At 70.3% G+C, this 25,153-nt stretch carries 25 protein-coding genes and 1 pseudogene; 10 read left to right on the forward strand and 16 right to left on the reverse strand.

Annotated elements, in window-relative coordinates:
* Nucleotides 1-14: 14 nt before the first annotated feature.
* The 10 genes and pseudogenes from QRN30_RS10800 to QRN30_RS10845 form a co-directional block, all read right to left on the reverse strand.
* Nucleotides 15-1,868, reverse strand: coding sequence for an ABC transporter ATP-binding protein (locus QRN30_RS10800; protein WP_017888717.1), 1,854 nt, complete (start codon nt 1,866-1,868; stop codon nt 15-17).
* 7 nt (nt 1,869-1,875) lie between these two features.
* Nucleotides 1,876-2,091, reverse strand: coding sequence for a helix-turn-helix domain-containing protein (locus QRN30_RS10805; RefSeq protein ID WP_017888718.1), 216 nt, complete (start codon nt 2,089-2,091; stop codon nt 1,876-1,878).
* A gap of 315 nt (nt 2,092-2,406) precedes the next feature.
* The gene (locus QRN30_RS10810; protein WP_284761074.1) at nt 2,407-3,786 is read right to left on the reverse strand and encodes an MFS transporter; all 1,380 of its coding nucleotides are present in this window, start codon (nt 3,784-3,786) and stop codon (nt 2,407-2,409) included.
* Nucleotides 3,787-4,005: 219 nt separating this feature from the next.
* Nucleotides 4,006-4,635 (reverse strand): annotated as a pseudogene (ribA, locus tag QRN30_RS10815) (GTP cyclohydrolase II); the annotation flags it as partial.
* Nucleotides 4,636-4,664: 29 nt separating this feature from the next.
* Complete coding sequence (gene ribD, locus QRN30_RS10820) at nt 4,665-5,744, reverse strand: bifunctional diaminohydroxyphosphoribosylaminopyrimidine deaminase/5-amino-6-(5-phosphoribosylamino)uracil reductase RibD (protein ID WP_081612386.1); 1,080 nt, start codon at nt 5,742-5,744, stop codon at nt 4,665-4,667.
* A 91-nt stretch (nt 5,745-5,835) separates the two neighbouring features.
* Complete coding sequence (locus tag QRN30_RS10825) at nt 5,836-6,390, reverse strand: GNAT family N-acetyltransferase (protein ID WP_284761075.1); 555 nt, start codon at nt 6,388-6,390, stop codon at nt 5,836-5,838.
* 2 nt (nt 6,391-6,392) lie between these two features.
* Nucleotides 6,393-7,403, reverse strand: a complete 1,011-nt coding sequence (trpS, locus tag QRN30_RS10830) for a tryptophan--tRNA ligase (RefSeq protein WP_071251841.1) — start codon at nt 7,401-7,403, stop codon at nt 6,393-6,395.
* Between the two features lie 41 nt (nt 7,404-7,444).
* Nucleotides 7,445-8,287 (reverse strand): exodeoxyribonuclease III, encoded by an 843-nt coding sequence (locus QRN30_RS10835; RefSeq protein ID WP_017888724.1) that lies wholly within the window; start codon nt 8,285-8,287, stop codon nt 7,445-7,447.
* A 128-nt stretch (nt 8,288-8,415) separates the two neighbouring features.
* Nucleotides 8,416-8,688 carry an HPr family phosphocarrier protein gene (locus QRN30_RS10840; protein ID WP_017888725.1) on the reverse strand — a complete coding sequence of 91 codons (273 nt, stop codon included), beginning with the start codon at nt 8,686-8,688 and terminating at the stop codon, nt 8,416-8,418.
* A gap of 69 nt (nt 8,689-8,757) precedes the next feature.
* Nucleotides 8,758-9,528, reverse strand: a complete 771-nt coding sequence (locus QRN30_RS10845; RefSeq protein ID WP_017888726.1) for a DeoR/GlpR family DNA-binding transcription regulator — start codon at nt 9,526-9,528, stop codon at nt 8,758-8,760.
* A 251-nt stretch (nt 9,529-9,779) separates the two neighbouring features.
* On the opposite strand from QRN30_RS10845, the gene ptsP reads away from it, so the two are divergent.
* The 9 genes from ptsP to QRN30_RS10890 all read left to right on the forward strand — a co-directional run bounded on the left by ptsP (nt 9,780) and on the right by QRN30_RS10890 (nt 18,246).
* On the forward strand, nt 9,780-11,438 hold the full coding sequence (ptsP, locus tag QRN30_RS10850; protein WP_017888727.1) for a phosphoenolpyruvate--protein phosphotransferase: 1,659 nt from the start codon (nt 9,780-9,782) through the stop codon (nt 11,436-11,438).
* A gap of 67 nt (nt 11,439-11,505) precedes the next feature.
* Nucleotides 11,506-13,053, forward strand: coding sequence for a PTS mannitol transporter subunit IIBC (locus QRN30_RS10855; protein WP_071251839.1), 1,548 nt, complete (start codon nt 11,506-11,508; stop codon nt 13,051-13,053).
* 88 nt (nt 13,054-13,141) lie between these two features.
* A complete protein-coding gene (locus QRN30_RS10860; RefSeq protein WP_017888729.1) occupies nt 13,142-13,579 on the forward strand; it encodes a PTS mannitol transporter subunit IIA in 438 nt (145 codons plus the stop codon).
* The gene (locus QRN30_RS10865; protein WP_071251838.1) at nt 13,576-14,733 is read left to right on the forward strand and encodes a mannitol-1-phosphate 5-dehydrogenase; all 1,158 of its coding nucleotides are present in this window, start codon (nt 13,576-13,578) and stop codon (nt 14,731-14,733) included. Before QRN30_RS10860 ends, QRN30_RS10865 begins: the two co-directional genes overlap by 4 nt.
* 90 nt (nt 14,734-14,823) lie before the next feature.
* Entirely contained in the window at nt 14,824-15,756 is a 933-nt protein-coding gene (locus tag QRN30_RS10870; RefSeq protein ID WP_071251837.1) for an NADP-dependent oxidoreductase, read from the forward strand.
* A gap of 103 nt (nt 15,757-15,859) precedes the next feature.
* Nucleotides 15,860-16,405 carry a DUF805 domain-containing protein gene (locus QRN30_RS10875; RefSeq protein WP_017888732.1) on the forward strand — a complete coding sequence of 182 codons (546 nt, stop codon included), beginning with the start codon at nt 15,860-15,862 and terminating at the stop codon, nt 16,403-16,405.
* Between the two features lie 82 nt (nt 16,406-16,487).
* Complete coding sequence (locus QRN30_RS10880; RefSeq protein ID WP_017888733.1) at nt 16,488-17,054, forward strand: DUF805 domain-containing protein; 567 nt, start codon at nt 16,488-16,490, stop codon at nt 17,052-17,054.
* Nucleotides 17,051-17,575: a DUF805 domain-containing protein gene (locus QRN30_RS10885; protein WP_284761076.1), complete on the forward strand. Its 525-nt coding sequence runs from the start codon at nt 17,051-17,053 to the stop codon at nt 17,573-17,575. The genes QRN30_RS10880 and QRN30_RS10885 overlap by 4 nt, the downstream gene beginning before the upstream one ends.
* On the forward strand, nt 17,572-18,246 hold the full coding sequence (locus tag QRN30_RS10890; RefSeq protein WP_350225051.1) for a DUF805 domain-containing protein: 675 nt from the start codon (nt 17,572-17,574) through the stop codon (nt 18,244-18,246). The genes QRN30_RS10885 and QRN30_RS10890 overlap by 4 nt, the downstream gene beginning before the upstream one ends.
* A 67-nt stretch (nt 18,247-18,313) precedes the next feature.
* On the opposite strand, the gene QRN30_RS10895 is transcribed toward QRN30_RS10890, so the two are convergent.
* From QRN30_RS10895 to QRN30_RS10920, 6 genes are all read right to left on the reverse strand, one after another.
* On the reverse strand, nt 18,314-18,955 hold the full coding sequence (locus tag QRN30_RS10895) for a TNT domain-containing protein (RefSeq protein ID WP_042538840.1): 642 nt from the start codon (nt 18,953-18,955) through the stop codon (nt 18,314-18,316).
* A gap of 50 nt (nt 18,956-19,005) precedes the next feature.
* The gene (locus tag QRN30_RS10900; protein WP_017888736.1) at nt 19,006-19,779 is read right to left on the reverse strand and encodes a succinate dehydrogenase iron-sulfur subunit; all 774 of its coding nucleotides are present in this window, start codon (nt 19,777-19,779) and stop codon (nt 19,006-19,008) included.
* Between the two features lies 1 nt (nt 19,780).
* Entirely contained in the window at nt 19,781-21,574 is a 1,794-nt protein-coding gene (gene sdhA, locus QRN30_RS10905; protein ID WP_042538838.1) for a succinate dehydrogenase flavoprotein subunit, read from the reverse strand.
* 49 nt (nt 21,575-21,623) lie between these two features.
* Nucleotides 21,624-22,070, reverse strand: coding sequence for a succinate dehydrogenase, hydrophobic membrane anchor protein (sdhD, locus tag QRN30_RS10910; RefSeq protein WP_056070803.1), 447 nt, complete (start codon nt 22,068-22,070; stop codon nt 21,624-21,626).
* An 11-nt stretch (nt 22,071-22,081) separates the two neighbouring features.
* Nucleotides 22,082-22,531 carry a succinate dehydrogenase, cytochrome b556 subunit gene (gene sdhC, locus QRN30_RS10915; RefSeq protein WP_017888739.1) on the reverse strand — a complete coding sequence of 150 codons (450 nt, stop codon included), beginning with the start codon at nt 22,529-22,531 and terminating at the stop codon, nt 22,082-22,084.
* Between the two features lie 78 nt (nt 22,532-22,609).
* Nucleotides 22,610-23,845: a glycosyltransferase family 4 protein gene (locus tag QRN30_RS10920; RefSeq protein WP_240048676.1), complete on the reverse strand. Its 1,236-nt coding sequence runs from the start codon at nt 23,843-23,845 to the stop codon at nt 22,610-22,612.
* A gap of 187 nt (nt 23,846-24,032) precedes the next feature.
* Here QRN30_RS10920 and QRN30_RS10925 point away from each other — a divergent pair, with 187 nt between their 5' ends.
* Complete coding sequence (locus QRN30_RS10925) at nt 24,033-25,148, forward strand: mannose-1-phosphate guanylyltransferase (protein WP_284761077.1); 1,116 nt, start codon at nt 24,033-24,035, stop codon at nt 25,146-25,148.
* The last annotated feature ends 5 nt before the right edge of the window (nt 25,149-25,153 follow it).

Raw genomic sequence — 25,153 nt, forward strand, 5'->3', positions numbered from 1 at the left:
GGCCGCACCGACGCTCACACCAGCAGCTGGTGCTTCGCCAGGTCGCGGTAGAGCGGGGTCGACTGCACGAGCTCGGAGTGCGTGCCGCTACCCACGACGCGGCCGCGCTCGAGCACGACGATCACGTCGGAGTCGACCACGGTCGACAGCCGGTGGGCGATGACGAGGAGCGTGCGGTCTTCGGCGACGGCGTCGATCGCGAGCCGCATCTTCTGCTCGTTGACCCCGTCGAGGGACGACGTCGACTCGTCGAGCAGCAGGATCGGGGGAGCGGCGAGCAGCGCACGGGCGATGGCCAGGCGCTGCCGTTCCCCGCCGGAGAGCATCACGCCGTCCTCACCGACCTGCGCGTCGAGGCCGCGGGGGTCGCGGTGCAGGACCTCGCCGAGGTTGACCGCCTCGAGCACGCGGACGCAGTCGTCCTCGGTGGCGTCGGGCGACCCGAGCAGCAGGTTGGCGCGGATCGTGCCGGCGAGCACGGGTGCGTCCTGCTCGACGTAGCCGATCTGGGCACGGAGCTCGTCGCGGTCCATGCCGCGCACGTCGATGCCGCCCAGGCGGATGACGCCGTCGGTGGGGTCGTAGAACCGCTCGATCAGCGCCAGGGTCGTCGACTTGCCGGCACCGGACGGACCCACGAGTGCGACGCGCGACCCGCGCGGCACGCGGAACGACACGTCGTGGAGCACCACGTCGTCGACCGGTCGCTCGTCGTCGACGCGATCCGGGCCTCCTGGGTGATCCGCGGCGTCGGACGCGACCGCGCCGTCGGCACCCGAGGCGTCCGCCTGGCCGCGGTACCGGAACGACACGTGCTCGAACGCGATGGCGTCGTCGGTCGCGACCGCCGCAGCCGGCCGGACGGACGCGTCGTCCTGGGACTCGGTCGGCAGGTGCAGGATCTCCTCGATGCGGCCGAGGGCGCCGAGCGCCTGGGCGACGGCGACGACCGCGCCCATCGCCTGGCCGAGCGGCATGATCATCATGAAGAGCAGCAGGATGAACGTGATGAGCGTCGCGATGGTGATGGTGCCGGCCGCGACCTGCGCGCCGCCGACGCCCAGGACGGCGATGAACGCGACCTGCATGACGATGCTCGCGACGGGGACGACGAAGGCGGACATCTTGGCGATGTCGAGCCCCCGCTTGTACGCCTCGGTCGCGTGGCCGTCGACCTCGTGCACCTCGCGCTCGGTCGCGCCGGCTGCACGGATGGTGCGGACCGCGCCGATCCCGCGTTCGACCGCGGCGGTGAGGTCACCGACCTTCTCCTGCGCGCGCTTCGACGCGACCCGGATGCGACGGCTCAGTCCGCCGACGACGACGATCGCGACCAGGACGATGACCACGACGATCACGAGCAACAGCGGGTCGATGACGGCCATCGCGATGACGGCGCCGACGAACGTCAGCGCGCCGCCGATCGACTCGATGAGCCCCTGGGTCAGGACGGCGCGCAGGAGCGTGGTGTCGCTGCCGACACGGGACACCAGGTCGCCGGTGCGGCGGGTGTCGAACTCCGAGATGGGCAGGTTGAGGATGCGCGCGATGAGCTTGCGGCGGGTGGAGAGCACCACGCCCTCACCCGCGCGCTGCAGCAGGAAGTGCTGCACGCCGTTCAGCACGCCCGCGATCATGACGAGCCCGACCAGCAGCCACACGAGCGTGCTGAGGGTGTTGCCCTGCTGCACCGCCGTGATCACCTGGTTGACCAGCAGCGGCTGGGCGAGCGACGCCCCCGCGCCGAGGACGCTCAGCACGATGATGACCACCATCGCGGGCTTGTTCTCGAACAGGTAGGACAGCAGGCGACCGAACGTGGCGCGGGGGCCGTCGGAGGTCTTCGGGCGTGCGAAGGGGAAGCTCATCGTGCTCCTAGTTTCTGCCGTACTTCTTGTGCACTGCCTGTCGGCTGACACCGAGCAGCGTCGCGATCTCCTGCCACGATGCGCCGGCGGTGCGTGCACGGCGTGCGGCGAGTTCCTCGGCCCGGTCGAGCTCACGACGCAGCTCCCGCACGCTGGCGAGGGCGGAGAACGGGTCGTCCCCCGAGGCTCCGGCCGCGAGGCTCGTGATGGTCGGTCGGTCCATGCCTGTCAACGTACATTGACGCACCGACACTCGTCAATCTGGGTTGACGAGTGCCGGGTGAGGTGCGCAGACGCCGGCGTCTTCGTTCGACGCCGTCACTCGCGCGAGACGCCGCCGGATTCGGCGGCGTCTCGGCGGGCTTGCGGCGCCTTGCCGGTACGACGGCGTGTTGCGCGGGGCGCGAGGCACGCACGCGACGGACGGGAGGCCCGGTGCCAGCTGGCACCCCTCCCTCGCAGGCTCGGTCGGCGCGCCCCGCGCAACGCTTCGCGTCGCTGCTGAGCGGGGGCCTCCCGTCCGTCAGGTGGTCGCCGATCAGGCGTCGGCGATGTCCTTCGACTTCGTCTCGCGCACGAAGAGCAGCGCGACCAGCGTCACGACCGCGGCGATCGTCAGGTACAGGCCGACGAGGAAGATGTCGCCGTCCGGCCGCCAGAGCGCCAGCGCGACCGTCGGCGCGAGCGACGCACCGAGGATCGACGCGACGTTGTAGGCGATGGCCGAGCCGGTGTACCGGACGTTCGTCGGGAACAGCTCGGGCAGCAGCGCACCCATCGGGCCGAAGGTCAGACCCATCAGGGAGAGCCCCACGATGAGGAACGTCACCACCGTGATCGGCCCGCTCGACGCCGCGAACCAGAACTGGAACGTCAGGCCGAACAGCGCGATGCCGATCGTGGTCGGGATGAGGGTCTTGCGGCGGCCGAACCGGTCGGCGAGCAGGCCCGCGATCGGCGTGAAGATCCCGAAGAACACGACGCCGATCATCAGCAGCGTCAGGAACTCACCGCGGGAGTACCCGAGACCGACCTTCGGCACGAGCGCACTGTTCACGGTGCCGGTGGTGCCGTACTGCAGGGTGAACGTCGTCAGGAAGTAGAAGAGCACGTAGGTGGCGACCATGCCGAAGGTGCCGACGATGACGGCCTTCCACGAGGTGCGGAACACCCGGCCGAGCGGGACCTTCGCGACCGTGCCGGACTCCTGCACCCCGCGGAACACCGGCGACTCGACGAGCTTGAACCGCACGTACAGGCCGATGATGACGAGCACCGCGGACAGCAGGAACGGGATGCGCCAGCCCCACGCCTGGAAGTCGGCGTTCGGGGAGCCGTCGGCACCGGCGGGCATCGCCGCGTTGATGGCGATGAACAGGCCGTTCGCGAGCAGGAAGCCGATGGGGGCACCGAGCTGCGGCATCGAGCCGAACACGCCGCGCTTGCCCTTCGGCGCGTTCTCGGTCGCGAGCAGCGCCGCACCGGACCACTCGCCGCCGAGGCCGACGCCCTGGGTGAAGCGCATCACGGCGAGCAGGACCGGGGCCCAGACCCCGACGGTGTCGAACGTCGGCAGGCAGCCGATCAGGAACGTGGCCGTGCCCATCACGAGCAGCGACGCGACGAGGGTGGTCTTGCGGCCGATCCGGTCACCGAAGTGCCCGAAGATGATCGACCCGACCGGCCGGGCGAAGAACGCCAGGGCGAAGGTGACGAACGACGACAGCTGCGAGGCCGTCGGGTCCTCGTTGGGGAAGAACAGCGTGGGGAAGACGAGCACCGCGGCGGTTGCGTAGACGTAGAAGTCGTAGAACTCGATCGACGTGCCGACGAGGCTGGCGATGACGACGCGGGAGCGCGGGTTGCCGGCGGGGGCCGGAGCGGAGGTGGGCGTTGCGGGTGCCGGAGCGGCGGTCATGACAGGGCGGGGTCTTCCGTGCTGCGTGCTCCCGGGGGAGAGCACGAGGGTCCGGACGGCGGACACCGATCGGTTCGCGCGGGGTGGCGCGGGCACCGATCGGGTGCGTTCGGCTGAGGGGGACCGCTTGTGACGGAAGCCCGATCATACGACAGATGTCGTCTGGCTGCGAATCAGCCCAGAGTCAGCTGGTCGCGGCCGTCCGTTGCCCGTGCGCGCTCAGGCGCCGGCGCCGGCCCCGGCTTCGAGGTGCTCGGGCAGCTGGTGGCCCATCCGGTCGCGCTTGGTGTCGAGGTACCCGGCGTTCTGCGCCGAGATGCCGACGACGAGCGGCACGAGGGAGTCGACGGTGATGCCGTGCTCCTCGAGCTGGCGGCGCTTCTCGGGGTTGTTCGACAGCAGCCGGACGCGGGTGATGCCGAGGTCGGCGAGGATGCCCGCGGCACCGCCGTAGGCACGGGAGTCCGCAGGCAGCCCGAGCGCGAGGTTGGCGTCGAGCGTGTCGAGACCGTCTTCCTGCAAGCGGTAGGCCTTGAGCTTGTTGATGAGACCGATGCCGCGGCCCTCGTGCCCGCGCAGGTAGATCACCACGCCGCCCTCGGCCGCGATGGTGTCGAGCGCCGCGTCGAGCTGGGGGCCGCACTCGCACTTCAGCGAGCCGAAGGCCTCGCCGGTGAGGCACTCGGAGTGCACACGGACGAGCGCGCCATCGGCGGGCAGCGAGCCGTCGGGCAGGGCGCCGATGATGGCGACGTGCTCCGCGCTCGTGACGAGGTCGCGGTAGGCGCGCATCTGGAAGGTGCCGTGGGTGGTCGGCACGTTCGTGGACACCTCGAAGTGGACCGGGCTCCCCGGCGTGGGTGAGGTCAGCGCGTCGGTCATGTGGTGCTCCGGTCGTTCGTGGGCCCGTCGTTCCCGAGCCCGGATGTCGCGTCGTGCTGCCGCTGCAGCTGGTGGTCGTGGTGCTGTGTCCGCTGCGGCCGGGCTCGGACCAGCAGGTCGGGGCCGAGGCTGGTGGTCGATAGTACGTCCAACCGGCGACGGTCGGAGATGCTTCCCACGCCCAGGTCGCCGAGGGCCACTCGGGGACCGCCGAGCAGGACCGGGGCGATGTACACGAGGTACTCGTCCACGAGTCCGGCGGCGATCAGCGCCGAGGCGACCGTCGGACCCCCTTCGACGAACACCGAGTGCACGCCGTGCCCACGCAGGGCTCCGAGCGACGTGGCCAGGTCGTGTCCGGGCAGGGCGATGAGTCCGCGCGGGTGCCGGCGGACCGCGGCGTCGTCGGGCACCGGGCGGTCGCCGAGCACCACGGCGAGCGGCTGGTCGGCGAGCAGCTCGCCGGCGTCGCCGCGGGCGGTCAGACTCGGGTCGTCCGCCAGGACGGTGCCGGTGCCGACGAGGATCGCGTCGTGGGCGGCACGCTGCTCGTGGACGTGCTGGCGGGCGGCGGCGCCGGTGATCCACTTGCTCGTGCCGTCGGCAGCGGCGGCACGCCCGTCGAGGCTGGACGCCCACTTCACGGTGACCCACGGGCGACCGAGCCGCACCGACAGGAGCCACCGTTCGAGGAACGCTTCGGCCTGGTCGGCCAGGACCCCGGAGACGACCTGGACCCCCGCTGCGCGCAGTCGGTCGGCGCCGCCGTGCACGTCGGCTCCGGGGTCGTCGATCGCGTACACGACCCGGGCGACTCCGGCGTCGAGCAGTGCCACGGCACAGGGGCCGGTGCGACCGACGTGGTTGCAGGGCTCGAGGGTGACGACCGCTGTCGCGCCGCGGAGCAGCGCCGGGTCGACCTTGGCCATCGCGTCGACCTCGGCGTGCGGGGTCCCGGCACCCTTGTGCCAGCCCTCGGCGAGGACCTCGCCGGTGGGGGACAGGATCACCGCGCCGACGCGTGCGTGGTCGCCGACAGCGGGTCCGAGGGCCGCGAGTTCGAGCCCGCGGCGCATCGCCCGGACCTCGGTGGGTCGTGCCGTGTCGCTCACGGGCCGAGCCTACCGGCGGCATTCGGGTGACGCGTCACCATGGTTGTGAGCGTGTTCAGACGACGGGCCACGGGAGGTCGGAGGCAGGTGCGCCGTCGGCGCGTCGGAGCGCCGTCCACGCCGCCGTGGGGCCCCCGTCCCGGTCCGGCACACGGGCTTCGCCGCGGCCCGTGTACGAGAACCCGGCCGCACGGGCGACAACCGCCGACGCTGTGTTGCCCTCGTAGCACTCCCAGTAGACGTCCGGGGCGCCCTGCTCGAGCGCCCAGTCGACGACGAGCCGGACGGCGTCGTGCATGATCCCGGCGCCGCGCGCGGACGGCGCGAGCCAGAACCCGAGGTCGCGGCCGGCGGTGCGGTAGCTGATGATGCCCGCGAGCCACGTCGAGCCGGCGGGCCTGATCGCCCAGGTGTACTCACGGTCCGAGGCCCAGCCCGGGCCGACGAGCGCGTCGACGAAGGTGCGGGCGTCCTGTTCGCGGTACGGGTTCGGGACCGTGGTCCACCGGACGATCTCCGGGTCCTGGCAGGCTTCGGTGATCGCCGCGGTGTCGGCGCGGGTGGGCAGGTCGAGCCGGACGCGCGCCGACTCGAGCGTGACGGGCTGCACGCTCAGCCGCGCGACCGCGGGACGAACCCGATGCGGTCGTAGACGCGGGCCAGGGTGTCCTGCGCGATGGACTCGGCACGGTCGGCACCGACGGCGAGCAGGCGGTCGAGCTCGGCCGGGTCGTCGAGCAGTTCGAGCGTGCGGGCGCGGACCGGTTCGAGCTCGGCCACGACGGCGTCGGCGACCTCGCCCTTCAGGTCGCCGTAGCCCTTGCCGGCGAACGACTCCTCGAGCGCGGCGATCGACGTGCCGGTGAACGCCGACAGGATCGACAGCAGGTTCGTCACACCGGGCTTGGCCTGGCGGTCGGCCCGGATCTCGCGCTCGTCGTCGGTGACGGCCGACTTGATCTTCTTCGCGGTGCGCTTCGGGTCGTCGAGGAGGCGGATGAGGCCGTTCTCCGACGCTGCGGACTTGCTCATCTTGCTGGTCGGGTCCTGCAGGTCGTAGATGCGTGCGGTCTCGGTCAGGATCCGCGCCTCGGGCGTGACGAAGGTGTCGCCGAACCGCGAGTTGAAGCGTCCGGCCAGGTCGCGGGTCAGCTCGACGTGCTGTCGCTGGTCGTCACCGACCGGCACGACCTTGGTGTCGTACAGCAGGATGTCGGCGGCCATCAGGATCGGGTACGTGAAGAGCCCGACCGACGCCGCCTCGGCGCCCTGGCGCGCCGACTTGTCCTTGAACTGGGTCATCCGGCTCGCCTCGCCGAAGCCGGTCAGGGTGTTCAGCACCCAGGCGAGCTCGGCGTGTGCGGGGACGTGGGACTGCACGAACAGCGTCGCCTTCGACGGGTCGATGCCCGACGCGATGTACTGCGCGGCGGTGGCCCGGGTGTTCGCACGGAGCTCGGCAGGGTCCTGCGGGGACGTGATCGCGTGCATGTCGACGACGCAGTAGATGGCGTCGTAGTCGTCGAGCAGAGTCCTCCACTGCATGAGTGCCCCGACGTAGTTGCCGAGGTGCAGCGAGCCGGCGGACGGCTGGATGCCCGAGAAGATGCGGGTCTTGGTCATGGTGGTGCTCCGGTGCGTCAGGTGAAGCGAGAGAAGTGGGGTCAGAGTTCGTAGTCGACGACCACGGGGGCGTGGTCGGACCATCGCTGGTCGTACGCCGCAGCGCGGTCGACCGTGTACTCCGTGACCTTCGCGGCCAGGTCGGGCGTCGCCATCTGGTAGTCGATGCGCCAGCCCGTGTCGTTGTCGAAGGCCTGACCGCGCCACGACCACCACGTGAACGGCCCGTCGACGTCACCGGCCTGGGCGCGCCCCACGTCGACCCACCCGAGGCCGGGACCCGTGGAGCCGTCGGCGCCCTCGACGGGCTCGCCGTCGGCACCGAAGAACCGCGAGAAGTAGGCACGCTCGCGCGGCAGGAAGCCGGCACGCTTGACGTTGCCCTTCCAGTTCTTGATGTCGCGCTGGTCGTGCCCGACGTTCAGGTCACCGACGACGACCGCGAGCGGGTTGTGCGCCCGGAGTGCGGGCAGCCGCTCGGTCATCGCGTCGAGGAACTTCCACTTCTCGTCCTGCTTGGGGGTGTCGACCTCGCCCGAGTGCACGTACGTCGAGACCACGGTCACGGTGGTGCCGCCGATCTCGTAGTCGGCTTCGAGCCACCGGCCGGCGGAGTCGAAGTCGTCCGGTCCGAGCGCGACGCGGTGGATCTGCGCCGAGTGTCGGGACGCGATGGCCACGCCGGCGCGACCCTTCGCGGTCGCCGGGTCGTGCACGATGTCCCACTCGTCGCCGAGCAGCGCCGTCAGGTCGTCGCTCGACGCGCGCACTTCCTGCAGGGCCAGCACGTCGACGTCACGGGTGGCGAGCCAGTCGCCCATGCCCTTGCGGAAGGCGGCGCGGACGCCGTTCACGTTGACGGATGCGAGGCGCAGGCGTGTCATGCAGAACACCTTATCGGCGGGTGCCGACAGCCCTGGACGCCCCCGACGGACGGACGGGAGGCACGGTGCCAGCTGGCACCGTGCCTCCCGTCCGCCCTGTGGTCGCGTGCAGGACGCGACCTGCGCGATCAGGCCGCGTCGTGGTCCGTCCCGAGGAACTCGACCAGGCTGTCCGCGGTGGTCTCGGCGTCGTCGCCCGAGACGGTGAGGGTGACCTCGTCGCCGTGCTCGATGCCGAGTCCGAGCAGGGCGAGGATGCTGCCGGCGTTCCCGGACTTGTCGCCCTTGGCGATCGTGACCTGGTGCCCCGACGCCGTCACGGTCTGGACGAAGAGGGAGGCGGGGCGAGCGTGCAGGCCGGATGCGCTGGCGACGGTCACGGTGCGGGTGGCTTCGGACATCGATGTACTCCTGTCGACGGGTGGTTGGCTCATGCTAGCGAGCGCTGGGTGGGCGGGAACGGGGCACGGTCAGGCTCGGCCGGGCCAGAAGACCTCGGTGCCGGCGGCCTCGACCTCGCGGACCAGGTCGAGGTTGACGGCGGGGTCGGTGATGATCGTGTCGATCGCGGCGAGCGGGGCGACGCGTCCGAACTCCTCGCGGCCGAACTTGGTGTGGTCGGCGAGCAGGATGCTCCGCCGTGCGGACTTGATCATCGCGCTCTTCACGGCGGCCTCGGCCACGTTGTGGGTCGTCAGGCCGCGCTCCGGCGTGATGCCGTTGATGCTGATGAAGGCGACGTCGACGCTGACCATGCCGATGAGCTGGTGCGTCCACGTGCCGACGCCGGCCAGCGAGTCGCTGCGGATGTTGCCGCCGAGCAGGTGCAGGTCGAGGCCCGGGCGGTTCGCGACGGCGGTGGCGACCGGCAGCGAGTGCGTGACGACCGTCAGGCCGCGGTCGGTCGGGAGCATCTCGGCCAGGCAGATGGTCGAGGTGCCGGCGTCGATCATGATCGAGCCGTTCTCGGGCAGTTCCGCCAGGGCGGCCTCGGCGATGACCATCTTCTCGGTCTGGTTGATGCCGCCGCGGTCACCGACGCCGGGGTGCAGGGTGATGCGCTCGACCGGGATCGCCCCGCCGTGCGCGCGCCGGACGAGGCCGCGGCGCTCGAGGCTCGTCAGGTCGCGGCGGATGGTCTCGGGCGTGACGGCGAGCAGCTCGGCCAGGTCCTTGACGTCCACCCGGCCCTGCGCGCGCGCCTGCTCGACGATGCGCTGGTGGCGTTCTGGTGCGTACATCGGACCTCGTCGTCTCGGGTCGGAACGGAACGGACATGTTCGGGCGCGACATCCGTGATGTCGGTGCCGTCGGTCGATCCGCCAGACGCAAACGGGCATCTGTTTCTGTATTTTTATCCCCGGATGTGTTTGTTTGTCAACGCTGATCGGGGTAGTGTGCTGATCAGCCGTACGGGCGTGGTCTGTTCCCGTGCCGCGTGCACCGAACGATCCACCCCACCGCAAGCGCGTGTGAGATGAAGGAGTCTCGAATGTCCGAACTGCTCGGCACCGGCGTCGGCCGTGGCGTTGCCCACGGCCCCGTGCTCCGGATGGCTGACCCGCTCGGCGAACCGTCGAAGGATGCCCTGGTGGGTTCTGCGGACGACGCGAAGCAGGCCGTGCACGACGCACTCGCCGCCGTGGCGGACGACCTCAACAAGCGCGGACAGCTCGCCGGTGGCGACGCCCAGGCCGTGCTCGAGGCCCAGGCGCTGATGGCGCAGGACCCGACGCTGCTCGACGACGTGCACGCCCGCATCGACGGCGGCACGAACGCCGAGCGTGCCGTGTACGAGGCCTTCGCACAGTTCCGCGACCTGCTCGTCGGCATGGGTGGCTACATGGGGGAGCGCGCGGCCGACCTCGACGACGTCGCCCAGCGCATCATCGCCAAGCTCCGCGGCGTGCACGCCCCCGGTGTCCCCGAGTCGGACACCCCTTTCGTCCTCGTCGCCCGCGACCTCGCACCGGCCGACACCGCCCTGCTCGACCTCGACAAGGTCCTGGCGCTCGTCACCCGTGACGGCGGCCCGACCTCGCACACCGCGATCCTCGCCCGTGCCAAGGGCATCACCGCCATCGTCGGTGTGACCGGTGCGGACGACCTGGTCGACGGCCAGTCCGTCGTGGTCGACGCCATCGCCGGCACGGTCGTGACCGACCCCGACGCCGCACTGGTCGCGGACGTCGAGCGCCGCATCGCCGACCGCCTCGCCGCCGCAGCGGCACCGCTCACCGCCGGTGCCCTCGCCGACGGCCACGTCGTGCCCCTGCTCGCGAACCTCGGCAGCCCCGCCGACGCCGCCGGCGCCGTTGCTCTCGGTGCGGAGGGCGTGGGGCTCTTCCGCACCGAGTTCCTCTTCCTCGACTCGCCCAAGGCCCCCACGGTCGACGAGCAGACCGAGTCGTACCGCCAGCTCCTCGCGGCGTTCCCCGGCAAGAAGGTGGTCGTGCGTGCGCTCGACGCCGGCGCCGACAAGCCGCTGCCGTTCCTCACCGACAAGGACGAGGAGAACCCCGCCCTCGGGCGCCGCGGTCTCCGTGCCCTGCGGAACCACCCCGAGGTCCTGCGCGACCAGCTCACCGCGCTCGCCCAGGCCGACGCCGCGACCGAGGCCGACCTGTGGGTGATGGCCCCGATGGTCGCCGACGCCGAGGAGACCGAGTACTTCGTCACCCTGGCGCGTGAGCTGGGCATCCGCACCGCGGGCGTCATGGCCGAGGTGCCGTCGCTCGCGCTGATGGCCGACCAGGTGTTCCAGAACGCCGACTTCGTGTCGATCGGCACGAACGACCTGACCCAGTACACGATGGCCGCCGACCGCATGCTCGGCACCGTCGCGTCCTACCAGGACCCGTGGCACCCCGCCGTCCTGCGCCTCGTCGCGCAGCTCGGCACCGCGGGCGCGACCGCCGGCAAGCCCGTCGGGATCTGCGGCGAGGCAGCAGCCGACCCGCTGCTCGCCGTGGTCCTGGTCGGTCTCGGCGCCACCACCCTCTCCATGACCCCCGCGGCCCTGGCCGACGTGCGCGCCGAACTCGGTCGCTACACGCTCGAACAGGCCCGCGAGATGGCGACGGCGGCACTCGCCGCGAGCACGGCGGCGGCCGCGAAGTCCGCTGCCGCGTCCGCGGTGCACGCCGCCTGACCCACCACTCCCAGCACCACCCTCCCAGCACCACGCAGCAGCTCCACCACACAGAAAGTCACCGCACATGACAACGTCGTCCGTTGCAGCGCCCGACGCACCCGCGAAGTCGCGGGGCGGCGCACGCGTCGCCGTTCAGAAGTTCGGCACGTTCCTCTCCGGCATGGTCATGCCCAACATCGCGATCTTCATCGCGTGGGGCATCATCACGGCCTTCTTCATCCCGGACGGCTGGACGCCGGTCGCAGCCCTCGGCGGGTCCCGCGACGGCAGTGTCGTGGGTGTCGTCGGCCCGATCCTGACGTACCTCATCCCGCTCGCGATCGCGTTCCAGGGTGGCCGCATGGTCTACGAGACCCGCGGTGCAGTCGTCGGCTCGATTTTCGCGATGGGCGTCATCCTCGGCTCCGACTCGACGATGATCCTCGGTGCGATGATCTGCGGGCCGCTCGGTGCGTACATCATCAAGCAGCTGGACCGTCTCTGGGACGGCAAGATCAAGCCGGGCTTCGAGATGCTGGTCAACAACTACGCCGCCGGCATCCTCGGGTTCGGGTTGTTCCTGGCCGGGTTCTTCTGGCTGTCGAAGGTCTTCACCGGGATCGCGACCGCACTGGGTGCAGCCGTCGAGTTCCTGATCAACCACTCCCTGCTCCCGCTCGCGAGCGTCTTCATCGAGCCGGCGAAGGTGTTCTTCCTCAACAACGCGATCAACCACGGCGTGCTCGACCAGCTCGGCGTGGACCAGGTCAAGGAGTCGGGCAAGTCGATCCTGTTCCTGCTCGAGGCGAACCCCGGCCCCGGCCTCGGCCTGCTGCTGGCGTTCACCATCTTCGGTGTCGGCATCGCTCGTTCGACCGCCCCCGGCGCGATCATCATCCAGTTCTTCGGCGGCATCCACGAGATCTACTTCCCGTACGTGCTGCAGAAGCCGGTCATGTTCATCGCGGTGATCCTCGGTGGCGGCACGGGCGTGCTGACGAACGTCATCTTCAACTCCGGCCTGACGGCACCTGCGTCCCCCGGGTCGATCTTCGCGGTGTTCCTGAACACGCCGCGGGACAGTTTCCTCGGCGTCATCCTGTCGGTCGTCCTGTCCGCGGCAGTCACGTTCGCGGTCGCGTCGTTCTTCCTCCTCGCCACCCGCAAGCGTGACCGCGAGATGGGCAACGACGGCGACATGAGCGCCGCGATGGCGAAGCTCCAGGCCAACAAGGGCCGCGACGTCAACTCCGCGACCGCCGGCCTGCTCGGCAACAACTCCCCGGCCAACGAGGAAGAGGCCGAGGCCTCCCTCGGCGGCGTCGGCTCGGCGAGCACGGCGACGGCGACGAAGGTCCAGAACCTGGTCTTCGCCTGCGACGCCGGCATGGGCTCCAGCGCCATGGGCGCCAGCGTCCTGCGCAACAAGATCAAGAAGGCGGGCATCGAAGGGGTCACGGTCTCCAACAAGGCGATCGCGAACCTGTCCGGTGACGAGGACCTGATCATCACGCAGGAAGAGCTGACGGACCGTGCGAAGCAGAAGAACCCGAACGCGCAGCACGTGTCGGTCGGCAACTTCATGAACGCGCCGCAGTACGACCAGGTCGTCGAGCAGCTGAAGAACCAGTAACGCCACAACCAGTAACGAAGTGCAGTATCGGAGGGGACGGGGCTGACCCGTCCCCTCCATCACGTCCTCAACACAAGGAGAACCCCCGATGCCCGTCCTGCAGGAGAGCCAGATCCGCATCCACACCGAGGACACCGCGCCGACCAAGTCGGAGGCGATGAAGGAGGCGGCCGAGATCCTCGAAGCTGCGGGCGCGGTCACGGCCGACTACTACCCGGCGATGCTCGAGCGCGAGAAGAGCGTGTCCACCTACATGGGCAACTTCCTCGCGATCCCGCACGGCACCAACGACGCGAAGGACGCCATCAAGTCGTCCGCCCTGTCGTTCATCCGTTACGCCAGCCCGATCGACTGGGACGGCAACCCCGTGCGCTTCGTCGTCGGCATCGCCGGCGTGAACAACGAGCACCTCGACATCCTGTCGAAGATCGCGATCGTGTTCTCCGACGAGGACGAGGTCCAGAAGCTCACCGACGCCGCCGACACCGCCGCGATCCTGGCGATCCTCGGCGAGGTCAACGAGTGAGCACCAGCACCGCCGTCCACTTCGGCGCCGGCAACATCGGCCGTGGCTTCGTCGGGCTCCTGCTCCACCAGGCCGGGTACGAGGTCGTCTTCGCCGACGTCGCCGCCCCGCTCATCGACGCCCTGGCCGCAGCCGACTCGTACACCGTGCACGAGGTCGGGTCCGGCGCCCAGGACCACGAGGTCACGGACTTCCGCGCACTGAACAGCGCGCAGGACGAGGACGGCGTGGTCGCCGAGATCGCGACGGCCGCGATCGTCACGTGCGCCGTCGGCCCGAACGTCCTGAAGTTCATCGCCCCGGTCATCGCACGCGCGCTGGTCGCCCGTGACGCGGACGCCGCACCGATCGCCGTGATGGCGTGCGAGAACGCCCTGAACGCCACGGACCGCCTGCGCGAGTTCATCGTCGCTGCCCTGCCCGAGGACGGCCGCGACGCCGCCCTGGCGAAGGCCGTGTTCGCGAACACCGCCGTCGACCGCATCGTGCCCGCGCAGCCCGAGGGCGGCGGACTCGACGTGACCGTGGAGACATACTTCGAGTGGGCCATCGACCGCACACCGTTCGGTGGGAACGAGCCGGAGATCCCCGGCGCGCACTACGTCGACGGCCTCGCCGCCTCGATCGAGCGCAAGCTCTTCACGGTGAACACCGGACACGCCACCGTCGCGTACCACGGCTTCGTCGCCGGGGCCGACAAGATCTCGGACGCCATCGCGATCCCCGCCGTGCGCTCCGAGCTCGAGTCCGTGCTCACTGAGACGAGCGATCTGCTGGTCCGCCGGCACGAGCTCGACCCCGAGGTGCACCGCGCCTACGTGCAGGCGATCATCGGCCGGTTCGAGAACCCGCACCTGCCCGACACGGTGACCCGCGTCGGCCGACAGCCGCTCCGCAAGTTGTCGCGTGACGAGCGGTTCGTCTCGCCCGCCGCAGCGCTGGCCGAAGACGGCACCGAACCGACCGCGCTGCTCGACGCGATGGCCGCTGCGCTCCGCTTCGACGTCGCGGACGACGAACAGAGCCTCGAACTGCAGGCTCTCCTCGCATCGGACACGTCGGACGCCGACGTGGCCACGCAGATCACCGGTCTCGGTGCGGAGCACCCGCTGCACGCCGCGTTCGCCGACCGGATCCGGTCCGCACGCGCCTGACGACGTCAGCACCGACGAACGGGAGGCCCGTCACCAGCTGGTGACGGGCCTCCCGTTCGTCCCGGGGCCGCGACGCGTAGCGTCGCCCGCATGACGAAGCACTGGGTGGCCCCACGGTTCGGCGGCAGCGAAGTCCTGGAGTACGTCGACACCGAGGTGCCGGCGCCCGGTCCCGGCGAGGTCACGATCGCCGTCCGCGCCGCCGGCATGAACCCTGCTGACACGAAGCACACCCGCCAGGGAGACCCCGCGGACCTGCCGATCGCCGTCGGGTACGAGGTCGCCGGTGTCCTGTCCGCCGTCGGCCCCGACACCGAGATCGCGTCCGGCGGGGGAGCGGTCGGCGACGAGGTCCTCGCCTTCCGCATCAGCGGCGGCTGGGCCGAGTCGGTCACGGTGCCCGCGGCCGACGTCTTCGCGAAGCCCACCGCGCTCGGTTTCGCGGAGGCCGCCAACCTGCTCCTCGCCGGCTCGACCGCCGCCGACATGCTCCGCGTCACCCGCGCCGAGGGGCGCGACACCGTCCTGGTGCACGGCGCCTCGGGCGCGGTCGGCGTCAGCCTGCTCCAGCAGCTGCGGCTGCTGGGCACGCGCGTCATCGGCACCGCGTCGGAGCGTGGTGCGGACGTCGTGCGACGCTTCGGTGGCGAATGGGTCGCGTACGGCGACGGCCTGGAGGCGCGTGTCCGTGATCTCGCCCCCTCCGGCATCGACGTGGCACTGGACTGCGTCGGCACCGACGAGGCCGTCGACGTCTCGCTCGCGTTGGTCGCGGACCGGTCACGGATCGTGACGATCGCCGCGCAGGCGCGGGCCGCATCGGACGGTATCGCCGCCGTGGGTGGGGCGCAGCCGGCCAGCAAGGCGTTCCGGGACTCGGTGCGGCAGCGGCTCATCGACCGCGCCGGTGCCGGAGGGCTCGAGGTCCCGGTCGCGCGGACGTTCCCGTTGTCCGAGGCGAAGGCGGCGGCGGAGTTGCTGGAGTCCGGGCACCCCGGCGGCAAGCTCGCCCTCCTGCCCTGATGCGAGACCGAGCCGGGTGTCGTCCCCGCGGATGACGCTCGCCGGCTCGGGGGAGTGCCACACTCTGTGTGGACCGACAGCCCGCGCCGGAAGGAACGCACGCATGAGTGACCAGTACCCACCCAGGGACCCGTACGGGCAGCAGCCGGGGCAGTCCGGCCAGCAGCCGTGGGGGCAGCCGGGTCAGCAGCCTCCAGGGCAGTACGGGCAGCCCGGTCCGGGTCAGCCGAGTGGTGGGAGATCCGAGCCGCCGCTCTGGGCGCCCTGGTACGGCATCCCCTTCCCCCAGGCGTTCCTGCGGTTCTGGAAGAAGTACGTGCGCTTCGACGGTCGGGCCAGCCAGTCGGAGTACTGGTTCTGGGCGCTGTGGTACCTGATCGGGTCGGCGGCCGCCGGCATCATCGGCAGCGGGTTCGACGTGTTGCCGTTCGTCAACGACGGCTCGGACGGACTCGGCAGCCTCTGGAGCCTCGCCTGCGCCCTCGGGTTCATCGCGTTGACCGTACGCCGGCTGCACGACGTGAACCTCAGCGGCATGTTCGCGCTGTTCTTCATCATCCCGCCCATCGGCATCCTGTTCTCGTTGATCATCGGCCTGATGTCGACGAACCCGCAGGGGCAGCAGTACGACCGGCCGCAGCAGGGGTAGCGCAGCGGATCGGCCCTGCCGCCCGCTCGGGAGTTCTGGTTGACTCGGACGTGTACATCAGCCAACACTCGAGGGGGACCACGTGAGCGACCAGTACCCGCAGGATCCGAACAACCAGCCGAACGCCCAGTTCGGTGGCACGCCGCAGTACGGCCAGCAGCCGCCGACCGGGCCCGACGGGGAACCGCCGCTGTGGGCACCGTGGTACGGGATCTCGTTCGGCAAGGCCGTCGGCCGCTTCTTCAAGAAGTACGCGACCTTCAGCGGTCGCGCCAGCCGGAGCGAGTTCTGGTGGTGGTACCTGGCCAACGGGATCATCGGCATCGTCCTGGGCATCCTGTACGGCATCGGCATCGCCACCTCCGAGCGCTCGACCGTGTCGATGTCGACTGCGACGTCCACCAGCGTCCAGTCGACCGTCACCGAGCCGTCCGCCCTCTTCGTCATCGTCGGCATCGTCGCCCTGCTCTGGGGCCTGGCGATCATCGTCCCGACGCTCGCCCTCGGCTGGCGCCGACTGCACGACGCGAACCTCCCCGGTGCGCTGTGGATCATCGCGCTCTTCGTCGGCATCGTCGGCATCGTCTTCGGTCTGCTGCCCTCGAACCCGCAGGGCGCGCGGTACGACCGTCCGCAGGGTGTCCGATGACCGAGAGCACGCAGCAGTGGACGCCCGCGGAGCAGACCGGTCAGTCGACCGGCGCCGCGGGCGTCCCGCCGCGATGGGCTCCGTGGTACGGCATCTCGTTCCCGAAGGCCATCGCCCGCTTCTTCGCGAAGTACGCCACGTTCAGCGGTCGTGCGAGTCGGAGTGAGTTCTGGTGGTGGTTCCTGGCGAACACGATCGTCACCGGGGCCCTGGTGACCATCGGCGCCGTCATCCGCCTCACCACGCGCAACGCCCGGACGGTCGACTACTACGGCACTGCGTACCAGGTGGTGGACCCGGTCCCGCCGATCTTCTGGGTGGTGCTCGTCCTGCTGGTGCTCTGGGGCCTCGCGACCCTGGTGCCGTCGCTCGCCCTGGGCTGGCGACGCCTGCACGACGCGAACCTGTCCGGTGCACTGTGGATCATCGCGCTGTTCATCGGCGTCGCCGGTGTCGTCTTCGGACTGCTGCCGTCGAACCCGCAGGGCGCTCGGTACGACCGTCCGGACACGAGCCGATGAGCAACGACGGGACGCCGCAGTGGGGCCAGCCGGGCGGCGACCAGCCGCAGGGGCAGCCCGGGTACGGGCAGCAGCCTGGGTACGGGCAGCAGCCGGGCTACGGGCAGCAGCCCGGGTACGGGCAGCAGCCTGGGTACGGGCAGCAGCCGTACGCCCAGCCCTACGTCGACCCGTACCCGCAGTTCGCGCAGCCGATCCCGCTCGGGCCTGATGGCACCCCGCCGCTCTGGGCGCCGTGGTACGGCATCGGGTTCCTCGATGCGTTCACGCGGTTCTTCAAGAAGTACGCCCGGTTCGACGGGCGCGCCAGCCGGAGTGAGTTCTGGTACTTCGTCCTCGCCAACGCCATCGTGACCATCGTGTTGTTCGGCGGGTTATACGCCGTCCTGTTCGCGACGGTCGGGGCGAGTAGCGGCGTCGACGAGTACGGCAACCCCACGGGGAGCAGCGCTCCGTCGCCGTTCGCCTTCGTGCTGCTCGGCCTCTCCTTCCTGTGGTGGCTCGCCACGATCGTGCCGGGCATCGCGCTGGGCTGGCGTCGCGTGCACGACGCGAACCTGGCAGGCCCGTTCTGGCTGATCGCGCTGTTCGTCAGCGCGGCTGCGATCGTGTTCGGCTGCCTGCCGTCGAACCCGGCCGGCGCGCAGTACGACCGCCCTGACCTGCGGTAGCTCCACGAACGAGAACAGCCCACCCCACGCATCGAGCGCAGGGTGGGCTGTTCTCGTTCGTGGACGGTCAGACCACCCGGAGACGGACGAGCGCGCCGTCGACGACCAGGTCGCGCACGGTGGCGGACGGGTCGGCGATCTGGAAGCGCAGGGCACCGCCCGGCTGCTCGAACCACGGCTGGACGAAGCGGACGTTCACCAGGAACGGCCGGTCGACGACGTAGCGGTGCGTCTCGGGCGACGAGGTCACGTGTGGCGGCAGCGAGCGGCTGGGCAGCGGGGTGTCGAGCGGGTGGAGCAGGTAGCCGTCCGGGCCACCGATGCGGTCGACGGGGACGCCGGCCGGGATCTGGATGGTCAGGCCCTGTTCGCCCGCCTGGGAGACCTGCTGCGCGAGCTGCGGGTAGGTCGACGCCGCACGGTCACGGACCCCGTCGAGCTCGTGGCGGGGGATGTCGCGCGGCTGCGGGAACGGACGGTTCAGGAACCGGCGAAGCATCTCCACCGCGTCGTCCTCGCCCGTCGCCTGCGCGAGCCGACGAGCCGTGCCGTAGTCGACGACCTCGAGCGCGTAGTCGGAGGCGTCGGTCTGGACGATGCGGAGCGCCCCCTCGACCGGCGGTTCGTGCAGGGTCTCACCGGGGAGCTGCACGTACCGGGTCGTGTAGCCGAGCTGGTCGAGGATGGGGCGGGTGTCCGCGAACGTCATGGTCGGGAGCCTATCGGTCGGCGTGGTGCGGAGCTTGGACGGAGCCGGGACTACGCCCGACCCCGCATGATCGCCTGCTTGACCTCGGAGATCGCCTTCGTCACCTGGATGCCGCGAGGGCACGCGTCGGTGCAGTTGAAGGTGGTCCGGCAGCGCCAGACGCCTTCCTTGTCGTTGAGGATGTCGAGACGGACGTTCGCGGCGTCGTCGCGGGAGTCGAAGATGAAGCGGTGGGCGTTCACGATCGCGGCGGGGCCGAAGTACTGCCCGTCGGTCCAGAACACCGGGCAGGACGACGTGCACGCCGCGCAGAGGATGCACTTCGTGGTGTCGTCGAAGCGGGCGCGGTCGGCGACCGACTGCACACGCTCCTTGCCGGGCGTCGGGGCCGACGAGGACTGCAGGAACGGCTGCACCTCGCGGTAGCTCTGGAAGAAGGGCTCCATGTCGACGACGAGGTCCTTCTCGAGCGGCAGGCCCTTGATCGCCTCGACGTAGATCGGCTTCGAGACGTCGAGGTCCTTGATCAGGGTCTTGCACGCCAGACGGTTCCGACCGTTGATGCGCATCGCGTCGGAGCCGCAGACACCGTGCGCGCAGGAACGGCGGAAGGTCAGCGACCCGTCCTGCTCCCACTTGATCTTGTGCAGGGCATCGAGGATGCGGTCGGTCGGCAGCATCATGACGTCGAAGTCCTGCCAGCGCGGCTCGTCGTCGACGTCGGGATCGAAGCGACGGACGATGACCGTGACCGAGAAGGATCCGGGAGGGGCGTCCTGCACGGTGTCGGTGCGGGGTGCTTCGGAGACCAGGGTGTCGGTCATCTCAGTACTTCCTCTCCATCGGCTGGTACCGCGTGATGACGACAGGCTTCCAGTCGAGCGTGATGTGGTCGTCGGCGAGCGACGAGTGCGGGTCGCCCGTCAGGTACGCCATGGTGTGCTGCATGTAGTTCTCGTCGTCGCGCTTCGGGTAGTCGTCGCGCATGTGTCCGCCGCGGCTCTCCTTGCGGTTGCGTGCGGAGTAGACGACGACCTCGGCCAGGTCGAGCAGGAACCCGAGCTCGACGGCCTCGAGCAGGTCGGTGTTGAACCGCTTGCCCTTGTCCTGCACGGAGACCTGCATGAAACGGTTGCGCAGTGTGTGCAGGGTCTCGGTGACACGGGCGAGCGACTCGTCCGTGCGGAACACCTGCGCGTTCTTGTCCATCTCCTCTTGCAGTTCCTTGCGGAGGGCAGAGACGCGCTCGGTGCCGGTGGAGGCGCGGAGCTGGTCGAGCATGCCGCGGACGCCGGCAGCCGGGTCTTCCGGCAGCGGGAGGAACTCGGCGGTCTGGACCCACTCGGCGGCGTTGTTGCCCGAGCGCTTGCCGAAGACGTTGATGTCGAGCAGCGAGTTCGTGCCGAGACGGTTCGAGCCGTGCACGGAGACGCAGGCGCACTCGCCGGCGGCGTACAGCCCGGGGACGACGGTGGTGTTGTCGTACAGGACCTCGGCCTTGACGTTCGTCGGGATCCCGCCCATCGCGTAGTGCGCGGTCGGCATGACGGGGACCGGCTCGACGACGGGGTCGACACCGAGGTACGTCCGGGCGAACTCGGTGATGTCCGGCAGCTTCGTCTCGAGGACCTCGGCACCCAGGTGCGTGCAGTCGAGCAGCACGTAGTCCTTGTTCGGACCGGCGCCGCGACCTTCTGCCACTTCCTGCACCATGCAGCGCGCGACGATGTCACGCGGAGCGAGGTCCTTGATGGTGGGGGCGTACCGCTCCATGAAGCGCTCACCCGAGGCGTTCCGGAGGATCGCGCCCTCACCGCGGGCACCCTCGGTCAGCAGGATCCCGAGCCCTGCGAGGCCGGTCGGGTGGAACTGGAAGAACTCCATGTCCTCGAGCGGCAGGCCCTTGCGCCAGACGATGCCGACGCCGTCGCCGGTCAGGGTGTGCGCGTTCGAGGTGGTCTTGTACATCTTGCCGAAGCCACCGGTCGCGAAGATCATCGCCTTGGCGTGGAAGACGTGGAGCTCACCGGTCGCGAGCTCGAACGCGACGACGCCGGCCGGCTGCTGGCGGGTGACGCCGTCCTCGCCGACGACGTCGACCATGATGAGGTCGAGTGCGTAGAACTCGTTGTAGAACTCGACGCCGAGCTTCACGCAGTTCTGGAACAGCGTCTGCAGGATCATGTGCCCGGTGCGGTCGGCGGCGTAGCAGGCCCGGCGGACCGGGGACTTGCCGTGGTCGCGGGTGTGCCCACCGAAACGACGCTGGTCGATCTTGCCCTCGGGCGTGCGGTTGAACGGCAGGCCCATGTTCTCGAGGTCGATGACGGCGTCGATCGCCTCTTTCGCGAGGATCTCGGCGGCGTCCTGGTCGACCAGGTAGTCGCCGCCCTTGATCGTGTCGAAGGTGTGCCACTCCCACGAGTCCTCTTCGACGTTCGCGAGGGCTGCGGCCATACCGCCCTGCGCCGCACCGGTGTGCGACCGGGTGGGGTAGAGCTTCGAGATGACGGCCGTCTTCGCCTTCGGGCCGGCTTCGATCGCGGCTCGCATGCCCGCGCCTCCGGCGCCGATGATGACGATGTCGAACTGGTGGTGGTGGACGGTGGTCTCGGTCACAGGGGTCTTTCCGTAGACGGTGGGAACGCGGGCAGCAACGGTGGTGGTGCTACTGCGCCGGGCAGAAGGACGGCAGGTCGGCGGCAGCTGCGCCGGCGGGGCACGGGTCGAAGGTCCAGCAGACGAGGAGCCCGAGCACGATCAGCACGACGCAGGCGGCCAGGATCGCGATGAGGAGCGTCTTGCGGATGCCCGGCTTCGACACGTAGTCGTTGACGATGGTGCGCATGCCGTTCGAGCCGTGGATGAGGGCGAGGACCAGCATGAGCGAGTCCCAGACCTTCCAGAAGGGGTTGGCCCACTTGCCGGCGACGAAGGCGAAGTCGATCTGCTTGACGCCCTCGCCCGCCACCATGTTGACGAAGAGGTGGCCGAAGATCAGCACGACGAGCAGGACGCCCGAGGCGCGCATGTAGATCCAGCCCCACTTCTCCCAGTTGGTGGTGCTCCGGGCGGCCGCTGCCGAGCGGGGAGGTTCGACGATCTGCGTGGTCATGTCCGTGCCCCTCAGTTGAAGTCCGCGACGAGGTTCATGAGCTGGCGGGGCAGGAAGCCCGCGATCGCCACCGCCCACAGGACCATGACGATCCAGAACATGGCCCGCTGGTACTTCGGGCCCTTGGACCAGAAGTCGATCAGGATGATCCGCAGGCCGTTGAACGCGTGGAACACGATGGCCATCACCAGCGCGATCTCGCCGAGGTTCATGATCGGGGTCTTGTACGTGCCGATGACGGCGTTGTAGGCCTCGGGGGAGAGCCGCACGAGTGCCGTGTCGAGGATGTGCACGAGCAGGAAGAAGTAGATCGCGACGCCCGTGATGCGGTGGAGGACCCACGACCACATCCCGATGGATCCGCGGTAGAGCGTGCCCTGTGGCGTCCGAGAAGCCCTGGGCGCTTCGATCGAGACGTCGGGCACCGCCGTCGCCGTACCCCCGCCGGTGTGCTCAGCCATGAGCTCGTCCTTCCATAGGACGGGCTCGCCCGATCGGCGAGCCCTTGCCGTTCGTGTTCGTGTGGAACACGACCCATCCTATGCGCGAGCGCTGACCTTCTCGTCCCGACCTGCCCGGAGGCCCCGTCCGACGGGCGGCGCGCCGATGGTCCGGGCCGTGTCGTGGTGGTCGAGGAGCTGGTCGCCGACGGCCTCCCACGTGGTCCCCTCGACGCGGAGCCGACCGGCCGAACCCATCCGCTCGGCCAGGGCGCGGTCGTGGTGCAGCCGCAGGACGGCGTGCCGCAGGGCCTGGGGTGCGTCGGCGTCGTAGAGCTCCCCGTCGAGCCCCGGGGCGACCAGGTCGAGCGGGCCGCCGGACGCCGGTGCGATCACCGGTAGGCCGGAGGCGTGGGCCTCCTGCAGGGTCTGCCCGAAGGTCTCGGCCGGACCGGTGTGCACGAACAGGTCGAGTGCTGCGTACGCGTCGGCGAGGGCGTCGCCGCGCAAGGGGCCGGTGAAGGTGACGTCGAGGTGCCGGAGCCGCCGCTCGAGCATCGCCCGCGACGGACCGCCGCCGGCGACGACGACCCGGATGCCGGGGACACCACCGAGTTCGGCGAGTCGCTCGACCTCCTTCTCCGGGGCGAGGCGACCGACGTACCCGACGATCGTCTCGCCGTTCGGGGCGAGCCGGCGGCGGAGCGCCCGCACGTGCCCCGACGTCCGGCGTGCGGGGTGGAACAGCTCGGTGTCGACGCCGCGACCCCAGCGGGCGACGCGCGGTACGCCGTCCTCGGCGAGCATCGCGGCCGTCGCGCTCGACGGGGCGAGCGTCAGCGAGGCGCCCGCGTGGATGCGTCCGAGGATCTTCCGCACCAACGGGACGGTCGCGGTCAGGCCGTTGCGGCGGGCGAACCCGGCCACGTCGGTCTGGAAGACGGCGACGGAGGGGATGCCGAGCCTCCCGGCCGCCGTGATCGCGCGCCCACCCAGCAGGAACGGACTCGCGGCGTGGAGCACGTCGGCGCCGGAGGCGGCGAGGATCGTGTCGAGCACCGGGTGGGGGAGCGCCACCGGGAACTGCCGGTAGGCGACCGCAGGGACACGGTGGACGTCGAAGGAGCGGTAGCGCTCGACCGCGCTGCGCGAGCGGAACTGCGCGAGTCCGGGGGTGTCCGGGGCGATCACGACCGCGCGGTGACCACGTCGTTCCAGGTGGTCGAGGACCGCCAGGACACTCGTGGTCACGCCGTTGAGGGTGGGCAGGAAGCTCTCGGTCACGACGGCGACGGTCCGGGGGGACGTGCCGCGCTCCACGCTGCGTGCGCTCATGGTGCTGCCCATGCTCCGGGCGTGACGTGACCCGACGGGGCCGACGACGTGAACGGGACGCGCGCGCCGGGTGAACAACGCGACGCCCTCCGGTGCGGACGCCGGACGGCGTCCTGCGGGAGGCCGCATGCGGGAATCGTGCGGAGACCACCCAGGATCCGCCCGGCGGGGGCGGTACGGTGAGCGCGTGGCTGACGCTCTCGAAGACTTCTACGCGATCATCCCCGCAGGGGGCATCGGATCGCGCCTGTGGCCGTTGTCGCGCGCGGACGCACCCAAGTTCCTGCACGACCTGACGGGTTCCGGCACCTCGCTGCTGCGGCAGACCTGGGACCGCCTGGCGCCGCTCGCCGGCGACCAGCGGATCATGGTCGTCACCGGCCGTGCGCACCGCGTCGCGGTCGAGTCGCAGCTACCCGGCGTCGAGGACCACAACGTGGTGCTCGAGAGCGAGCCGAAGGACTCGACGGCGGCCATCGGCCTGGCCGCGGCGATCCTGGTGCGCCGCGAGCCCGACGTCATCATCGGCTCCTTCGCGGCCGACCACGTCATCGGCGACGCACGCGGTTTCCGCCGTTCGGTCCGCGAAGCCGTCGCCGTCGCCCGCGCCGGCTACGTCACGACCATCGGCATCACCCCGACGGAGCCCGCGATCGGCTTCGGGTACATCCACGCGCACGGCGACACCCTGGACATCGAGGGCGCACCGACCGCGCACGCCGTCCGGTCGTTCGTCGAGAAGCCCGACCTGGACACCGCCCGCTCGTACGTCGAGCAGGGCACGTACCTGTGGAACGCGGGCATGTTCATCGCCCGCGCCGACGTGCTGCTCGAGGAGATCGGCCGGAACAACCCGACGCTGCTGGCCGGCATCAACGAGCTGGCGGACGCCTGGGACACCTCGGCGCGCGGCGCGGTCGTCGACGCGGTCTGGCCCACGCTCGAGAAGATCGCGATCGACTACACAGTCGCCGAGCCCGCTGCTGCTGCTGGTCGCATGGCCGTCGTGCCCGGCGACTTCGACTGGGACGACGTGGGCGACTTCGCCTCGCTCGCCAAGCTGCAGTCCGGTGGGCGACCGAACAACCTCGCGGTGCTCGGGGACGGTGCGCGCATCCTGGCGGACTCGTCGAGCGGCATCGTGATCTCGCACAGCCAGCGACTCATCTCACTCATCGGCGTCGAGGACATCGTCGTCGTGGACACCCCGGACGCCCTGCTCGTCACCACGAGCGCGAACGCCCAGCGGGTGAAGGGTGTCGTGGATGCCCTGAAGATCAGCGGCCGGGGCGACGTCCTGTAGCGCTC

The organism is Curtobacterium sp. MEB011 (genome assembly GCF_030209655.1).
Taxonomy (GTDB): domain Bacteria; phylum Actinomycetota; class Actinomycetes; order Actinomycetales; family Microbacteriaceae; genus Curtobacterium; species Curtobacterium poinsettiae.

Excerpts from the sequence above, each read along its gene's own strand:
- trpS (WP_071251841.1), bottom strand. The coding sequence starts at position 7,403 with ATGACCAAGACCCGCATCTTCTCGGGCATCCAGCCGTCCGCCGGCTCG.
- ptsP (WP_017888727.1), top strand. The coding sequence starts at position 9,780 with ATGTCCGAACTGCTCGGCACCGGCGTCGGCCGTGGCGTTGCCCACGGC.
- sdhC (WP_017888739.1), bottom strand. The coding sequence starts at position 22,531 with ATGGCTGAGCACACCGGCGGGGGTACGGCGACGGCGGTGCCCGACGTC.
- sdhD (WP_056070803.1), bottom strand. The coding sequence starts at position 22,070 with ATGACCACGCAGATCGTCGAACCTCCCCGCTCGGCAGCGGCCGCCCGG.
- QRN30_RS10845 (WP_017888726.1), bottom strand. The coding sequence starts at position 9,528 with ATGTACGCACCAGAACGCCACCAGCGCATCGTCGAGCAGGCGCGCGCG.
- QRN30_RS10895 (WP_042538840.1), bottom strand. The coding sequence starts at position 18,955 with ATGACGTTCGCGGACACCCGCCCCATCCTCGACCAGCTCGGCTACACG.
- QRN30_RS10870 (WP_071251837.1), top strand. The coding sequence starts at position 14,824 with ATGACGAAGCACTGGGTGGCCCCACGGTTCGGCGGCAGCGAAGTCCTG.
- QRN30_RS10810 (WP_284761074.1), bottom strand. The coding sequence starts at position 3,786 with ATGACCGCCGCTCCGGCACCCGCAACGCCCACCTCCGCTCCGGCCCCC.
- QRN30_RS10805 (WP_017888718.1), bottom strand. The coding sequence starts at position 2,091 with ATGGACCGACCGACCATCACGAGCCTCGCGGCCGGAGCCTCGGGGGAC.
- QRN30_RS10920 (WP_240048676.1), bottom strand. The coding sequence starts at position 23,845 with ATGAGCGCACGCAGCGTGGAGCGCGGCACGTCCCCCCGGACCGTCGCC.
- QRN30_RS10800 (WP_017888717.1), bottom strand. The coding sequence starts at position 1,868 with ATGAGCTTCCCCTTCGCACGCCCGAAGACCTCCGACGGCCCCCGCGCC.
- ribD (WP_081612386.1), bottom strand. The coding sequence starts at position 5,744 with ATGCGCCGCGGGCTCGAACTCGCGGCCCTCGGACCCGCTGTCGGCGAC.
- QRN30_RS10885 (WP_284761076.1), top strand. The coding sequence starts at position 17,051 with ATGACCGAGAGCACGCAGCAGTGGACGCCCGCGGAGCAGACCGGTCAG.
- QRN30_RS10835 (WP_017888724.1), bottom strand. The coding sequence starts at position 8,287 with ATGACACGCCTGCGCCTCGCATCCGTCAACGTGAACGGCGTCCGCGCC.
- QRN30_RS10875 (WP_017888732.1), top strand. The coding sequence starts at position 15,860 with ATGAGTGACCAGTACCCACCCAGGGACCCGTACGGGCAGCAGCCGGGG.
- QRN30_RS10900 (WP_017888736.1), bottom strand. The coding sequence starts at position 19,779 with ATGACCGACACCCTGGTCTCCGAAGCACCCCGCACCGACACCGTGCAG.
- QRN30_RS10840 (WP_017888725.1), bottom strand. The coding sequence starts at position 8,688 with ATGTCCGAAGCCACCCGCACCGTGACCGTCGCCAGCGCATCCGGCCTG.
- QRN30_RS10855 (WP_071251839.1), top strand. The coding sequence starts at position 11,506 with ATGACAACGTCGTCCGTTGCAGCGCCCGACGCACCCGCGAAGTCGCGG.
- QRN30_RS10860 (WP_017888729.1), top strand. The coding sequence starts at position 13,142 with ATGCCCGTCCTGCAGGAGAGCCAGATCCGCATCCACACCGAGGACACC.
- QRN30_RS10890 (WP_350225051.1), top strand. The coding sequence starts at position 17,572 with ATGAGCAACGACGGGACGCCGCAGTGGGGCCAGCCGGGCGGCGACCAG.